Raw genomic sequence first — 16126 nt, forward strand, 5'->3', positions numbered from 1 at the left:
TAGAGGCAGGGTGAGACATTGTGTACCCTGCCCTTTGTATGTTGTAGAGCGTGAATTCATTTTTCAAGGAGACAGAAAATGGCTATTTCTATTGGAGAAAACAATGTTTTTTTATTAAACACAAAAAACTGTTCGTATAGCTTCAGTGTAGATCAGGAAGGGCTGTTGCGGCATCTTTATTGGGGCGCACGCATAGATACGATTGAAGATTTTAAAAACGAGCCATATGTATGGGAGCAAGGTTTTCATCCCCTCAATGACGTGAAGAGAGAGGAATGTTCATCTTTTGGAACCATGCGGTTCAAAGAAACTTCTTTCAAAGTAACTTATGCCGATGGTGTGAGGGACTTCCGCTATCGTTATGTGGGGCACACGATCGAGAATGGTGAACTTACAGTACTCTTGGAGGATATGGTGTATCCGCTTCAAATGCACTTGCATTATAAGGTGTATGAAGATGTGGATATCATTGAAAAGCGCCGTACAGTAAAAAACTGTGGCAACGAAGTAATTTCAGTGGAGCGTTTGCATTCGGGAGAGTGTTCGTTGCCTGGAGCAGGTTGGAATCTGAAAAACTTTAACGGCATGTGGAATTCTGATTTTGATGCTTACGAGCAAAGAATAATGGGCGGAAAAACGGTGTTGGAAAGTCTGCGAGGCACAACTGGTCATGTAGCAAATCCGAGCTTTATTCTGTATCAAAATGCGGGGGAAACATACGGAGAAGTATATTATGGTGCACTGGCATGGTCAGGAAATTTCAAAATTGTATTGGAGCAAACTCCCTATGAGTATTTAAATATTTTGGCGGGTATGAGCGATACAGACTTTGAATGGCGATTGACAGGCGGGGCAACTCTGGAAACACCGGCTCTTTATCTGGGGTATTCTCCGGATGGATTTGACAGAATGTCTAATGCGATGGGCGAGTTCTCCAGACGATATGTAATGCCAAAGCCTATGGCAGCTAAGCCTCTTTCCGTTTTATATAACTCCTGGGAGGCCACATATTTTGATGTGAATGAACAGGCGCAGGTTCAGCTTATAGAAAAGGCCGCACAAATAGGTGTGGAGCTGTTTGTCATGGATGATGGATGGTTTGGACAGCGCAGCGACGATCATGCTGGGTTGGGAGATTGGCGGGTAAACGCAGTAAAGTTTCCAAACGGACTGGCACCGCTGACCGAAAAGCTGAAGAGCTACGGCATGCAATTTGGTTTGTGGATTGAGCCCGAGATGGTAAACCACGACAGTGAATTGTATCGCGCTCATTCTGACTGGGTTTATCATTACGCTAGTCGTCCGGTGATGGAAGGACGCTACCAGTATATGCTGGACCTTACAAGGCAGGATGTACAACAATATATCATTGGTGAAATTGATCAGTTGCTTACGGAGAATGATATCTCCTATATCAAATGGGATATGAACCGGGGTTTGAGTGAAGTTGCTTCTGCTATGTTGGATCGTAGTGAATTTAAAAGTATTTGGTACCGGCATACGAAAGGGTTTTACCATATTATCCAATCGTTGAGGGCGCTGCATCCAGAGGTAGAGTGGGAAGCTTGTGCAAGCGGTGGCGGCCGTGTGGATTATGGCGCGATGCAGTATTTTGAAGAATTCTGGCCAAGTGATAACACGGATCCTCTGGATCGTTTGTCTATTCAAGAAGGATATAGCTATCTTTACCCAATCAAGTATATGCGTGCTTGGGTGACGGATTCAGGAAATAATGGAAAACGTGCCATGCCGCTGTTGTTCCGTCTTCATTGCTCCATGTGTGGTGCTCTTGGGATTGGTCTCAATTTAAATGAGTGTAAGGAAGAGGAATTTGAACTTCTGGAAAAATATGTGGGGCTTTATAAAGAAATTCGTTCAATTATTCAGTTTGGGCAATTACACCGACTGGCTTCGTTACCGATGGACGGATTGCAGGCAGTACAGTACGAGAATGGAAAAGAAAGCGTATTGTTTGCATTCTTAGATCATCCCTCTCGCTGGCGCACGGCATTTACTATTCGTCCAAGAGGGTTGGATGCGAAAACTTGTTATCGGGTAGAAATAGAAGGGCAGCAACAGCAGAAATATTCTGGAGCGTTTTTGATGAACAGTGGTCTAACTATTACACTGAATCATGATTATGCAAGCTGCATGGTGCGCTTATTGCCGGAAAGTTAAGGCTGAATGGATTATTAAACTACAAAACTACAAAACTACAAAACTAGAAAAATACGAATGGACAGGAGATTGGAACTATGTGGGAACTGTATTCGCCTAATAATGATGTTAGTATTACGGTTAGTAAAAATTCCGAGGGGGAGTTAGGGTACGCTGTTGAGCGCAATGGCAAAGCGGTAATCGAGCAAAGTAAGCTTGGTTTTGAAAGTGATTTGGAAAATTTCACAAAGGCCTTTCGTTTTATAAGGGAATCACGTGCTGTTGTTGACGAGACATATTCGATACCAGCAGGTAAAAAAGCAGTTTATGGGAATCATGCGAATGAGATGACGTTAGAGTTTGAGTGCGGAGCGTATACGTTTGTACTTTGCGCGCGCGCTTATGATGATGGTGCTGCTTTCCGCTATCAAGTACTGTCCGATGTAGAAAAACCCATGAAAGTAATCCGTGAAGCAACAAACTTCACTTTGGCGGAGGCCTATAATGATTTGTGGTTGCAGCACTTGACAAGCAGCTATGAAGCTACCTATGATCGTTCCGGATGGGAAGACAAAGAAGGCAGAGATTACGGAATGCCAAGCTTGTTCCACGCCGACAATGGCGGTTGGGTCATGATTACGGAAGCAGAGGTATATAACACGGACGGCAGCTATTGCTCTTGCCATTTGCGCGGAGCCGGAAATCAAAGCATGTCTTTGGAATTCGCTCCGGAAGAAATAGGCGCGCCGCTTTCCTGCAAACTGCCGTTTTCCTCACCTTGGCGCGTCATTGCGGTGACAGACGATTTAAACGAATTGGTTAATACAACCATAAACTATAACTTGAATCCGCCTTCCACGATGGAAGATACAAGCTGGATCAAGCCGGGGCGTTGTTTATGGGGTTGGTGGGAGTATATGAATAGTGCACAGCTATACACAGAGCAAAAACGTTATGTGGATTTTGCGGCAGGGATCGGATTTGAAGGACTCACCGTGGATGCGGACTGGGATATTACGTGGCTGAAAGAGTTGTGCGATTATGCACATTCGAAAGGGATTGTCGTCTGGCTGTGGAGCGCAATGCAGTATATTAATACTCCTGAAACAGCACGGGAGAAAATTTCGTTGTGGGCAAGCTGCGGGGTAGACGGGCTTAAGGTCGATTTCTTCCAGAACGATTCTCAGCACACGATGTGGCAATATGAGATGATTGCCAATATGATGACTGAGCATCGGTTGATGATTAATTTCCATGGGGCAACCAAATGCATGGGCGAAGGACGCACATGGCCGAACCTTATGACGGCAGAAGGGATTTTGGGAATCGAACATTATATGTGGAGCGGCTTGCCGGACGCCCAACACAATTGTACGGTTCCGTTTACGCGCAATGTGGTCGGTCCGATGGATTATACGCCGACCGGTTTTTCGAACAAAAACCGCAATACAACGTTAGCGCATCAAATGGCGCTTTCAGTCGTATTTGAATCAGGCGCTGCGCACATCGCAGCTTCCATTTATTATTTGGAAGCGTGGAGAGGGACAGATTTTTTACGCCGCATGAAGCCCGTTTACGATGAGGTAAAGGTGCTGTCTGGATTTCCAGGCCATCATGCAGCCATTTTACGCCGCTCCAAAGAAGATTGGTTGATTGGCTGCATCACGAACGAAGCTATGATTTTGCGTCTGAAACTGGATTTTCTGCCCGAAGGCGAGTTTGAGGCTGATATTTACGAGGATGACTCCAGTGGCGAAATGATGAAAGTAAGACGCTGCAAAGTGACTAGCAGGGATGTGATCGAACTACCGCTTAAGAAAAGCGGCGGCGCCGGCATTTATATCGCCAAAGAGATTTTGTCATTGCCAAAAGGGATTGCTTCTGGCTATATGAGTGATGAAAGATCGGAATATTTGGCGCAAGCGGCACAAACGCGGCAAGGGAGCGAGCCTGTCGTGTATGAAAATGAACAGGAAGCCGTATTGCTGAATGGCAGTATTGTGTTTTTAGTGAAAACAACGGACACGCCTCAAACGATAAGGTTGTTCTACGCAGCAAAAGAGCCTTGGAAGGTGCGCATTAGCGACGGAATCAACGAAGTGGAAAAGGAAATTCCGCAAAGTGGATCCGATAAGATATTTATGACGAAAGACGTGGTATTTCCTTTTTCAAGCGGCGAGAGCACTTTGATCATCGAACGTATTGCAGGCTCTGTGCCCGCGTTGGAAAAAATCCATATTATTGATAACAAACCACAGAAAGAATCGTATATTCCTGTTGGAAGAGGCAGCCTATGTGGTGGTGCAGAATTTGTTTTGGATGCATCAGGTGGAGAAAAGGCTACAGGTCTTGGTAATGGAGGCGAGCTTAAGTTTGACCCTATTATGCTGCCGAAGGATGGATATTATTTGTTGCGCTTTGACTACTGTACAGGGGAAAGCAGAGACCTCAGTGTAGAAGTGAACGGAGCCAATACGTACAGAACAAATTTGCACAACACAGCAGGCTGGGGTTTCCCTACTTGGGATATTAAAGATCAACGTGAAATCCGCATCTGGATGCAAGCGGGTAAGAATACAATGCGTCTATACAATGATCAAGGTCGGGCAGCTCATTTATACGGTTTTGCGCTTACAGCAGATGAATGAACTTAGCGTAGCATAATGATTCCTGAACATAAGAGCAACTTGTATCTCTTTTGAAGGTTTGTGAAGGCGGTTGCGAAATAGTATTAGTTGAAAATGTTGCACAAAACAAAGCATTCTTGGGGGATCGAAAGCCGCCCAAGGATGCTTTGTTTCTGATTTGTTATTTGGTAAGCGTAGCTGGCCTTACCATTGTTTTCGAGTAAGAAGTGAGGCTAAGAAGGTTAAAGCAAGCCCTTGGCCCCAGCCTTGAATTCTTTTATAAGAGACGCCCTTATAGCCTACGCTATCACGCATGACGGCTGTACCTGCAGATACGCCATGCACCGAGCCGTCCTCGCCAATTTGTCCGAGAATGCCTTGGATGCTTTTATTGATGTATTTGTTATACATTTTACCACTTGAGAGCAGGGCTGCAGCAATACCTGCTGAGCCTGAAGTCTCGAGATAGGAGGTTGGATCGGTTAAAATGGTGTGCCATAAACCGGATTCATCCTGCAAACGCACAAGCGCGGCAAGCTGATCCCGCAAGGAGCCTTCTATTATCATGAAGGAGGGGTGAGTGACATGAATATTCTTTAAGGCTCTCGCCATTGTAATCGCTGCCCATGAATTTCCGCGCGCCCAGAATATGCCTGACATATGACTCTGCACGGTATGATCCCAGCCATGATAATAAAGCTGGCTTGTCGGGTCCTGAAGGAAGTTCTCATGACCGTGATATTGTTTGATTCCGTCCTCGAGATAATCTTCCCTTCCCAGAATGACGCCAATCCGCACCAGAAAATAGCCAGCCATAAACATCGTATCGACCCATGCCTGCTCTGGAAAATTATAATCCTCCGAGTTCACTGTGTGCTGGAAGATCCCGTCAGCAAAACGCGGAGCTTCCATCTTAAGGAAGTCAGCCATCTGTTCGGCGATTTCAATATATTGCGGCTCTTGAGTTACTTTATAGAGTGTAAGCAGTGAATGGCCGATAGATACGGCATTGACCGAGAGCTTCGGCAGTCCATCCTCAAGCTGCTCATCGACCCATTTTTTCAGAAGCTCAATATATTCGGCATTTCCTGTGGCTTCATAGGCTTCTGTAACCCCATAAAAGGCCACGCCGCCAGGCCAATCCCAATTAAAATCCATCTGGAAGGTGCGGTGTACAACGCGGTCAATGGTCTCTCTAATTTCTTGCTCGTTATAATTTAATGCTGGCATGTTAAATTCTCCTCTCATTTCTTTAACCTTTTAGTCCGCTTGTGCTTATGCCCTCGACAATATATTTTTGGAAAATAAAGAATACGACTACAATCGGCAGCAGGGACAAGGTCGCCATAGCGAACATACCGCCCCAGTTATTGATCGACTCTCCATCAAGGAAGAGCTTTAACGCGAGTGAAACCGGGTACTGGCTAGGTTGGTTCAAATACAATAACGGATTGATAAAATCATCCCATCTCCAGTAAAAAGAGAAAATCGAGGACGTAATCAGTGCGGGAATAATCAAAGGCACAATGATACGGTAAAAAATACTATATTTACTGCACCCATCAATCTTAGCGGCTTCATCTAGCTCGGGAGGCAGGGTGCGGATAAATTGCATAATCAAGAAGATAAAAAACGGGACCCCAAAGAAAAAAGGCACAATAACCGGCTTAAAAGAATTCAACCAGCCTAGCTTGGCGAACATCACATATTGAGGAACTATAATCACATCATGAGGCAGCATCATGGTCAACATCACGCAGGTGAACCACAAGCTTTTTCCGAAAAAATTAATTCTTGCAAAGCCATACGCCACTAAGGCAGAGGAGACCACAGCTCCAATCGTGGAAAGAATCACTATAAAAAACGAGTTCATGAAAAAGGTGCCAAAAGTATTCCCGCCAAAGCCTTTCCAGCCCGAGCTGTAATTGGAGAATTCGAGGCGGCTGGGAATTAAGCTGTAGGCATGCGAGAAGATTTCGCCATTGGGCTTTAAGGAGCTGGCGACGAGCCAAAGAATCGGGTAGATCATCACTAAACCGATTGCACTGATAATCAAGTGGTAGAGGACTCTATTTAAGCGACGGTTAACGGGCATGCTACTTTTCCCCCTTTGACTCGTAATGGACCCAATAGGTTGAGGTTTTGAATATGACTAATGTAATCAAACCGACAATTAGGAGCATAACCCAAGCCATGGCTGAGGCGTAGCCCATTTCGAAAAACGAAAAAGCCCGACGGAACAGGTACAACGAATATAATAATGTGTTATCCAGCGGGCCGCCTTCACCTCGGGAAATGATGTAAGCCGGTGTAAAGGTCATAAAGCCAGAGATGGTTTGCATAATCAGGTTGAACAAAATGATTGGGCTCAAGAGCGGCAAAGTGATGTTGAAAAAGCGATATCTAGCATTGGCTCCATCTACATTGGCTGCTTCATAAAGTGAAACCGGTATATTCTTCAATCCTGCAAGGAAGATTAGCATGGAAGAGCCAAACTGCCAAACCGAGAGGAGAATCAACGTCCAGAGAGCTGTGCCTGGATTCCCGATCCAAGAGGTTGAAGTCTCAACGCCTATGGTAGAAAGCATGGAATTGACTAAGCCTTTGTCACCGAAAATTTGCTGCCACATGATGGAGACCGCAACACTGCCACCGATTAGGGAAGGCAGATAATAAGCAGAGCGATAAACACCGATGCCTCTTGCTGCTTTATTCAACAGCATGGCTACTGCTAGAGCGAAGATAAGCCGGAAGGGGACGCTCACACAAACATAGGTTAGTGTGACTTGAATGGACTTGGCAATCTTCTCATCCTCCATAAATATCGCTTGATAATTATCAAATCCGATCCATCTGGGAGCTTCTAACAGATTATAATTGGTAAACGAGTAGTATAGGGAAGATACAATGGGAAACAAGGTGAAAATCAGAAAACCCAGTATAAATGGAGCCGTAAATATATATCCAACCAAATGCTCATTATTGCGAAATTTATTCATGGCTTCAACTCCTAAAGGCAGGGTACAAGGGAACAATTCAGTCCTCTTGTTTGCTATAGGTTTATTATAGGAAGTATTCGAAGGGATAAGAAGGTAAAAAACCGTTGAATTTGTTTAAAAAACCGACAAAACTCGGGTGTGTGTGCAGAGGTTTGCAGTGGAATTTATATACGAAAACCCCAGAGCCTTAAACGGCTCTGGGGCTATATTTAAGCATACTTATTAGCTACCTCACCACAAGTCGAAGTTGTAACGATATAAAACATCGTTTCAGAAGTGGTCTCTTTCAGCTTTGCTTCTGTAGCGATAAAAAGTATTGTTACGACGGACTAGGTGGCTCATTTTGCTGTAGAGTCGGACTTGTAACGATATAGAATATCGTTTCAGGGATGTGCTCCCTTAGAGTTGCCTCTGTAGTAATAAAAAACATCGTTACAGATGAGGAATAAGCGTCTGGTCGAACCCGCCGACTAATGATCTTCTAAATTACTTTTTGTTCTTCTCCAGAATGGCATTGGCTTCCTTGCGGAATTTAACGGCTGCTTCCTCGACGGTGATTTTCTTGTAGAGAATTTTCTCGCTTGTATCGCGGAGCAGCTTCTCGATTTCTACCGCACCAATAGGGTTTGGCGGATCTCCAGGACTGCTGTTTTTATCGGCCCAGGCCACATAATCAAAGATTTTTACTTCGTTTGCACTCAAAATCGGCTTTAATGCCTCTTTTACTTTGGATGAAACCGGTACGCCGCGGTCACCTTTAATCAATTTGTTGGCTTCGATGTCGTTAACGAAGAAGCTGATGAATTTGGCTGCTTCTTCCTTCTGCTTGGAGCTTTCGGATACGGCAAAGTACATGCTTGGCTTCAAGAATAGACCCTTGCTGCCATTACGCCCTGGCAAGGGAACTAGCTCAAGCGGTGTCTTGGATAGGTTGGCTACGGCTAAGAATTGGTTTGACCATCCGGTAGATCCTAGTGAGTTACCTAGAATAATTTCATCCTCTTCTGCTACACCTTTCTTTTGCGATTCTTTATCCAGAGATAGGAAGTAGCCGGCATCATACCATTTCTGGTAACGGTTGAAATAGTCGATAAACGGCTTGTCGTCCGTATAACCAAGGGTGCTTCCGTCAGCGCTAAACATTTTCTGGTCAAGCGTTCTTAAATAATAAGGGAAGAAAACTTCATGGTGAAAGGCGAAACCGCCAATTTGTTTGCCTTTTTCTTTGGCTTTAGCGGCAAGGGCTTCGTAGTCATCCCAAGTCCAATCATTGGCAGGTGCTGTTAAACCTAAGCTTTTAATCGTTTCTACATCGGTTGTCATAGACAGGGCATTAACACCTAAGTTCATGGCTACTAGCTTTCCGCCTACTTCTCCACCAGACAAGGCATTAGGAGAAATGTCTGTTGTATTAAGCGCGCCACTATCGATGAAAGGCTTCAAATCAGCTAATTGATTTCTGCCGCCATATTGGGTTAAGTAGGAAATATCCATTTGGATAATATCAGGCAAGGAATTTGCCGCTGCTTGTGGAGCAAGCTTTTTCCAATAATCATCAAAAGGCGCATATTCAGCTTCAATCGTTACATTAGGGTTAATGGCTTTATACATTTCGATTACTTTGAGCGTATAATCATGTCTGGATTGGCCACCCCACCAGGCAATGCGCAGCTTTACAGGATCTTTACTTGGGGCAATACTTGCCTTCGTTGTCTCTGTTGCACCGGTGCTCGCAGCTGGAGTTTTTTCGTTTGTACCGCAGCCTGCTGCTGTTAGTAGAATTGCCGCTGAGAGCGCAAGGGTCATTATTTTCTTCATTTTGTATTTCCTCCCTTTGACACAATTATTTTTTGGTAGTGCTTACATTCCCTATTATGTCGCTTTCCAGTCGGAACGTTAATCCAAAAAACCGTTATGTTTGTTTAAAAAACAGGGTTTCAGATTTTTTTAATGTATTCAGATGGAGTCAAGCCGGTATACTTTTTGAAAACCTGGCTGAAATATTGAGGGTTATCACCAAAGCCGAGCTGCTCGGCTAGCTCGAATATCTTCACATCCTCTTTATGCTCCAGCAAGGCCATGGCTTTATTAATCCGAAATTTCATCACGTAATTAGAGAACTTTTCACCTGTTTCCTTCTTAAATAACTTGCCGAGATAATCCGCATTCATATAGAGCATTTCGTGGGCTACCCGATTTAGGGAGAGCTCCTGATGGCTAACTTGCTCCTCAATAATGGCAATTACCTTCTGAATGATCGAGCTGTGCTGGTGAACCTTGTGATTATAATGCTGCTGTGCGATCTCGGAGGCTACATTTTTAATAAACACTTGGATGGTTTTAAGCGTAGTCATCTCCATTAAGGTAACCAGTTTCTCCAGATAAGCATTGAACGTATCGGCATCACTTAAGCGGATGATCGCCATATAGAGTTGAATCACATAGGATTTAGCAAGCGGGATATCCGAGCGAGTAGAGCTTAAGCTTTCAAAAAAAGCATCCATCTCATGGCAAACATCCTCCGAACGTCCGGTTTTAATCTGCAGCAGTAAATTTTCTTCATCATAAATGAAATCATGGGTTTCACCAAGGCTATCATCGCCAATATCCGATCTAGTAATTAAGCTGCCCTCTCCTAGATAAAAGCGGTGATTCAAGCACTCCAGAGTTTCTTTGTAAAGCTTTCTGGCCTGGGTAATGGCATCTGCCTCGCTTAAAGCAATCGTCAAATCTATTTTATAATATTGCAAAAAGGTGAGCTGGACGCGGTCAATGAGCTCGTAAAGCTCCTCTGTGGTTTCAGTATCCTCCACCACCATCAGCACATGGTCACCGACAGTGGTACTGAGAATCGAATTCTGCAGAATCTCGCCAGCAATATTCTTTACAGCAAAAAGATGCTCAAATTCAAAGCTGCCTTCCAATTTAAAGAGGATCAGCCGAATATTTCGTTCCTCCAGATCAAGCTCAAACAACTTGCGATAGTACTCCCAATCGTGGGCTCCATAGGTTTTATTGGTAACAAACTCTTTCAGAAACTGCTCCTTAACATGAGGCAGTACCTTCACAAGTCCATCCTTAATGTTCTTGATAAAATACTCTGCGCTTTCGGTTTGCTTAATTTCGGTTACTAGCTCCGTTAATGCTTCCATGATTTTGGTTTCATTACAGGGCTTAAGCAGATAATGCTTTACCCCGTATTGCATAGCGGTTTGGGCATAATCAAACTCCCCGAAGCCGGACAGCATAATAAACTTGATACGGGGGTAGGTCGCAGCTACCTTGGCAGCAAGCTGAAGTCCATCCATACCAGGCATCTTAATGTCACTAATAATAATATCAGGCTGGGCTTGTACAATATGTTCATAAGCTTCTATCCCATTCCGGCAGGTTCCCGCTAATTCAGTGCCAACGGAAGACCAATTAACAACTTTGGAAATGCCCTCAAGAATAATCCGCTCATCATCGACTAGCAATACCTTGTACATGTTTAACCTCCTAAATAATAAGGGATATAAATAGAGATTCTAGTACCCTTGCCATGCTCGCTATCGACTTGAATCCCATAAGTCTCGCCAAATGCAATGACGATGCGTTCCTCAATATTTTTCAGTCCAATGCCTTTACTCGCGGTGCGCATTTCACCTTTACGAACTTGGTCTAGCTGCTCTGGCGTCATGCCAGGTCCATTATCCTCGACAATCAGTACCAATCGGCTTGGTTCCTCAACTGCGCGAATCGTAATAGTACAAGGCTCAATCATCGGCTCCAAAGCATAATGGATAGCGTTTTCGACTAGTGGTTGCAGGGTAAGCTTGGGTATACGATGATGCCCGATAGGTTCCAGGAATTCCATATGGAACTGAAGCCGTTCTTCAAACCGGAATTTTTGAATGGTTATATAATTCAAGACAACTTCCAATTCATCTTTAACTGTGATTAAGGTGTCCTGCAAGCTTATTGAATTTCGCAGTAAAAAGCCAAGTGATTCGACCATCTTGGATATTTGCGGCTGACCGTTGCCTTTCGCTAGCCAGTTGATGGATTCAAGCGTGTTATAGAGAAAATGTGGGTTAATCTGGGCTTGTAATGCTTTGAATTGCGCATCTCGAATTGTCAGCTGTTTGGCATAATTCTCTGTAATCAATTCATTAATCTGCTGAATCATCATCCGAAATGTGCGATGAAGCTGACCGACCTCATCCATTGGCAACAGCTCAACTTCCACGATTTCAAATTTAGATTGAGTGAGGTCACTTTTTGGAAATTCTTTCATTTTGGCCATTAAATCATCCATTGGTTTCGTAATGCTTCGAGAGAACTTCACAGCTAATCCTAACAAAATCAACAAACTAGCAATAAAGGAAATTAGCAAAATCTGCTTCATCAGAATAATTTTATTAAAGATAGCATCGAAGGGAACCAAGCTGTAATAAACCCAATTTTCGAAGGTGGTCGAATGGAATTGGGAGAAGAAAAAGGACTTGCCCGCGACTTTTTTAATCATGTAGCCATTTCTATCGATGATGCCGAAACCAGTTACATCAATGGATTCACCACTGTCCGGATAAATGATGCGATCACCTGCACGAATAACCATATCGCCTTTTTTAAGCTCTGATCCGGCAATGATATCGGCTACAATCTGATCGATACGAACCCAAATGACAACCGTTCCCAGATTGTTGAAATCAAATGTTTTATAGGAACGAATTTGCCTAGCGGCTGCCATGGTTGTATTCTCTTGATCAGGATAAATCCAGCGATTTTCTCCAGCTCCACCTTGCGCTTCTTTGCGAATAGCAGCTATTTTCTCATTGGTAGCTACTACTCTTTGCCCAGCTGCAAACTCATTCCCATCTGCATCCGTGATCTCAATTGAGTATACATATTTTTCATAGCCGGCATATTGCACAAGCTTGTCTGTTATTGCATTACGAATAATCAGCTTCTGATAGTCGAGAGCCGTTTCGTTTAGTTCCTCTAAATCCGTTTGGATATTGATGTCAGTAGCTACATTAAAGGAGAGGCGCTCAATTTTCTTCAGCTCATTCTCAATCCCATTGGAGGACAAATCCAATACCTGCGACGATTTGATATAAAGCTGTTCATCATAAATGGAATAGGCATATTGCACAGAGAAATACGTTATGGAAAAACAGATGATCATAATTAAAGAGATAAGTGAAAATACCTTATGCTTAATTCGTAAATTACGGAAAATAGCAATCAATTGAATCACCTGCTTAGGAGTAATTGGGTCATTTTATTGTTGGTCACGGTATGCGCGGGGGGAAACTAAAGCCATCTTTTTAAAAGATTTGCCAAAATGCGAGAAGTTCTCAAAGCCAGTTTGCAATGCAATTTCTGTGATGTTCAGCTCTGTTTCACGGAGCAGTCGTTGGGCTGCTTTTAGTCGAATCAGGTTTAAATATTCGCTATAGGTGAAGCCTGTAGTTGATTTAAAGGTGCGGCTTAGGTAATACGGACTTATGCTGAAGCGGGCTGCAAGATCCGGCAAATTGAGAGCTTCGGCAAAGTGGTCATTTAGATAACGGATGATTTTTGTTATTTTGGCATGGGCTGGCGACTGCAGCTCGGCTGGGTTATGATCCTCCGTTTGTGTCCAGCGTGCAGCGGATATGAGCAGCTCAATTACCGCATGCTGTAGCCGAATGGCATATCCGGGCTCTTGCTGCAGCATTTCGCTTGAAATCTGGTCGATGAGTCGCTGATTGTGTGCGAGTTGGGCTGTGGGAAAGCTCAGAACGGGAATCCCTTGGCCAAATGGCTTCAGTAGCATTGCAGCATGGTTGGGATAAGATGCTTCAATCCATTCTTGTTCAATGTTAATGAGCATCCGCTCATGATCCGGCATTCCTGTATCCAAGGTTCGATGGAGCACATGTCGATCGACTAGCACAAAATTGCCAGCTTTGACATGGTAGGTACGATCCTGCACGAAATACAACCGTTCCCCTTCACATAAATAATAAAGCTCGTAATGATTATGGAAATGATTAACGGTCATGGAGAAATGGCCCTTTCTCTTGACATGATCAATGTTATAACCGCTAGAGTCATCTGCATAATAGTGATGAAATGGAGTATTCACAAATAGCTCCCTTCTATAGTTCCTATTCCGTAATTTATAATCATTATAGCAAAAAAAGCGTGGTTTAGGTTGTTTGTGGCATGAAAAGCGGTGATAAATATATTCGTATGCACTATATTGGACCTATTAGTTCTAAATAATCTATATGAATGAGGTGCCCGAAATGGAACGAAAGAAGTATGTACTAGTTGGAACAGGTGGCAGGGCGGAGTTCTTCTATGGAGCACTTGCGACGGATTATCGGGAAACGGCGGAGTTAACTGCGTTTTGTGATATTAATGAAACAAGAATGGCGTATGCCAACAGATTGCTGGTTGATAATTATGGATATCCGGAGGTACGAACGTATCGATCAGAGCAATTTGATGAGATGATTGCCGTGGAAAAACCTGATGCTGTGATTGTTACCTGCTTGGATAGGTCACACCACACTTATATTATAAGAGCTATGGAGCTTGGCTGTGACGTGATTACGGAAAAGCCGATGACAGTGGATGAGCATAAATGCCAAGCTATTCTCGATACCGTAAAACGTACTGGCAAGCAAATTCGAGTAACCTTCAATTACCGCTATGCTCCCCATCATACTAAAGCGCGTGAGCTAATTATGGATGGCGTAATCGGGAAAGTTAATTCGGTGCATTTTGAGTGGTTGCTTGATACACAGCATGGAGCCGATTATTTTCGGAGATGGCATAGAGATAAACGCAACAGCGGAGGACTGCTTGTCCACAAATCAACCCATCATTTTGATTTAGTTAATTTCTGGATCGGCTCTGAGCCTGAATCCGTGTTTGCTTATGGCGATCTCTTATTCTATGGACGGGAGAATGCTGAAAGCCGCGGTGAAACCAAATTCTACGAACGGGCTACAGGAAATCCGTTGGCCAAGGATGATCCGTTTGCTTTGCATTTGGATGAAAATGTACAGCTTAAGGCGATGTATCTGGACGCAGAGCACGAGGATGGCTACCGCCGTGACCAGAGTGTATTCGGTGATGGGATTTCTATTGAAGATACGATGGGGGTATTGGTCCGCTATAAAAGCGGAGCGATTATGACCTATTCGTTGAATGCTTATATGCCTTGGGAAGGTTATCGGATCGCTTTTAACGGTACTAAAGGTCGATTGGAAATGAACGTTGTGGAGAAGTCGTACGTTAACTCGGGTGGTGACAAATCCCTGGAAGGGGCGATAGAGGGGCAAACGATTACAGTATTTCCGATGTTTGCTGAGCCATATAAGGTTGAGGTTGATAAGGAAGAGGGCGGTCACGGCGGAGGGGATCCGATATTGCTAAATGATGTTTTTGGACATCCTGTACCTGACCGCTTCAATCGTGCGGCTAATCATATCGATGGAGCGAGATCCATCCTGACAGGAATAGCGGCAAACCGTTCGTTGCGTACAGGCGCGGCTGTTCGGATTGATGATCTGGTGCGGTTTTAGATTGGGCTAGCTTATTGAAATTAGGGTTACTGAAAATTAAAAATCCTCACACTAGTTAAATACTAGAGTGAGGATTTTTAATGCGATTATCTGATTAGGACTGTTTTACTTTCTCCATCCAATTCAAAGCTGACAACAATTCCTTCTTTGGCAGTTACCACTTCATCGGGAACCTCAATTACACTAAAGCCTTTGCTTGTTTTTAGCGGTGAAATACTTTCGTGGCTCAAATCCCCTTTAATTAAAGTGGTACTAGGTGTGTATTCATACTTGCTATTATAAACTGCTTTAATTTCGGTTCCGCCGAACATTTCCACAAAACTAGCGTCTTCGGTCCCGTTGTTTTTAACAGCTAATCGAAGAACTAAAAACTTACTACCCTCATCGGCAGAAGATGACATGAAATCATCGGATACATCTTTATCAAATTTTGTAGATTCTACGGTCACTTCCCAATCCTTTAAAGTAAACTTTTCGCCGACTTTAAGTGTTTTCTTTGGTTCTGGTGTTGCTACTGCTGTAGCTACGGGTGTTGCCACAGGTGTTGCTAGTGGTGTTGCACTAGCCTCTGAAACTGCAGCTGATTCTTTTGGCGTGTCTGGATTGGCGCTTTCGCCGGTTGTGCTTGTACATGCTGTTAATACTACTAGTAAAATAACTCCTAAAAATGCCTTTTTCACTGTATGACCCCTATAATTTACTATTTAATAATATACTATAAAAAACGATAATTTTCCATTTTTCAACATATTTCAACAAAAAATTTATATTTGGGACT

11 protein-coding genes are annotated in these 16126 nt (G+C 43.7%); 3 read left to right on the forward strand and 8 right to left on the reverse strand.

Annotation, left to right across the window (positions count from 1 at the left end):
* Positions 1 to 78: 78 nt before the first annotated feature.
* Entirely contained in the window at positions 79 to 2178 is a 2100-nt protein-coding gene (locus EHS13_RS02395; RefSeq protein ID WP_155698832.1) for an alpha-galactosidase, read from the forward strand.
* Between the two features lie 77 nt (positions 2179 to 2255).
* Positions 2256 to 4805 carry a glycoside hydrolase family 97 N-terminal domain-containing protein gene (locus EHS13_RS02400; protein ID WP_155698833.1) on the forward strand — a complete coding sequence of 850 codons (2550 nt, stop codon included), beginning with the start codon at positions 2256 to 2258 and terminating at the stop codon, positions 4803 to 4805.
* Positions 4806 to 4988: 183 nt separating this feature from the next.
* Here the strand turns inward: EHS13_RS02400 and EHS13_RS02405 are convergent, their stop codons facing one another.
* The 7 genes from EHS13_RS02405 to EHS13_RS02435 all read right to left on the reverse strand — a co-directional run bounded on the left by EHS13_RS02405 (position 4989) and on the right by EHS13_RS02435 (position 13898).
* Entirely contained in the window at positions 4989 to 6014 is a 1026-nt protein-coding gene (locus EHS13_RS02405) for a glycoside hydrolase family 88/105 protein (RefSeq protein WP_155698834.1), read from the reverse strand.
* A 22-nt stretch (positions 6015 to 6036) separates the two neighbouring features.
* A complete protein-coding gene (locus EHS13_RS02410) occupies positions 6037 to 6879 on the reverse strand; it encodes a carbohydrate ABC transporter permease (RefSeq protein ID WP_155698835.1) in 843 nt (280 codons plus the stop codon).
* A gap of 1 nt (position 6880) precedes the next feature.
* Positions 6881 to 7783, reverse strand: a complete 903-nt coding sequence (locus EHS13_RS02415; protein ID WP_155698836.1) for a carbohydrate ABC transporter permease — start codon at positions 7781 to 7783, stop codon at positions 6881 to 6883.
* 486 nt (positions 7784 to 8269) lie between these two features.
* The gene (locus EHS13_RS02420; protein WP_155698837.1) at positions 8270 to 9601 is read right to left on the reverse strand and encodes an ABC transporter substrate-binding protein; all 1332 of its coding nucleotides are present in this window, start codon (positions 9599 to 9601) and stop codon (positions 8270 to 8272) included.
* Between the two features lie 119 nt (positions 9602 to 9720).
* Positions 9721 to 11271 (reverse strand): response regulator transcription factor, encoded by a 1551-nt coding sequence (locus EHS13_RS02425; RefSeq protein WP_155698838.1) that lies wholly within the window; start codon positions 11269 to 11271, stop codon positions 9721 to 9723.
* Positions 11272 to 11273: 2 nt separating this feature from the next.
* The gene (locus tag EHS13_RS02430; RefSeq protein WP_227013764.1) at positions 11274 to 13016 is read right to left on the reverse strand and encodes a sensor histidine kinase; all 1743 of its coding nucleotides are present in this window, start codon (positions 13014 to 13016) and stop codon (positions 11274 to 11276) included.
* Positions 13017 to 13049: 33 nt separating this feature from the next.
* Positions 13050 to 13898: an AraC family transcriptional regulator gene (locus tag EHS13_RS02435; RefSeq protein ID WP_155698839.1), complete on the reverse strand. Its 849-nt coding sequence runs from the start codon at positions 13896 to 13898 to the stop codon at positions 13050 to 13052.
* A gap of 163 nt (positions 13899 to 14061) precedes the next feature.
* On the opposite strand from EHS13_RS02435, the gene EHS13_RS02440 reads away from it, so the two are divergent.
* Positions 14062 to 15348 carry a Gfo/Idh/MocA family protein gene (locus EHS13_RS02440; protein ID WP_155698840.1) on the forward strand — a complete coding sequence of 429 codons (1287 nt, stop codon included), beginning with the start codon at positions 14062 to 14064 and terminating at the stop codon, positions 15346 to 15348.
* A gap of 86 nt (positions 15349 to 15434) precedes the next feature.
* On the opposite strand, the gene EHS13_RS02445 is transcribed toward EHS13_RS02440, so the two are convergent.
* Positions 15435 to 16028: a DUF4352 domain-containing protein gene (locus EHS13_RS02445; protein ID WP_162462926.1), complete on the reverse strand. Its 594-nt coding sequence runs from the start codon at positions 16026 to 16028 to the stop codon at positions 15435 to 15437.
* Positions 16029 to 16126 lie beyond the last annotated feature (98 nt).

The sequence above is a fragment of the Paenibacillus psychroresistens genome (genome assembly GCF_009728935.1).
Classification (GTDB): Bacteria; Bacillota; Bacilli; order Paenibacillales; family NBRC-103111; genus Paenibacillus_AC; species Paenibacillus_AC psychroresistens.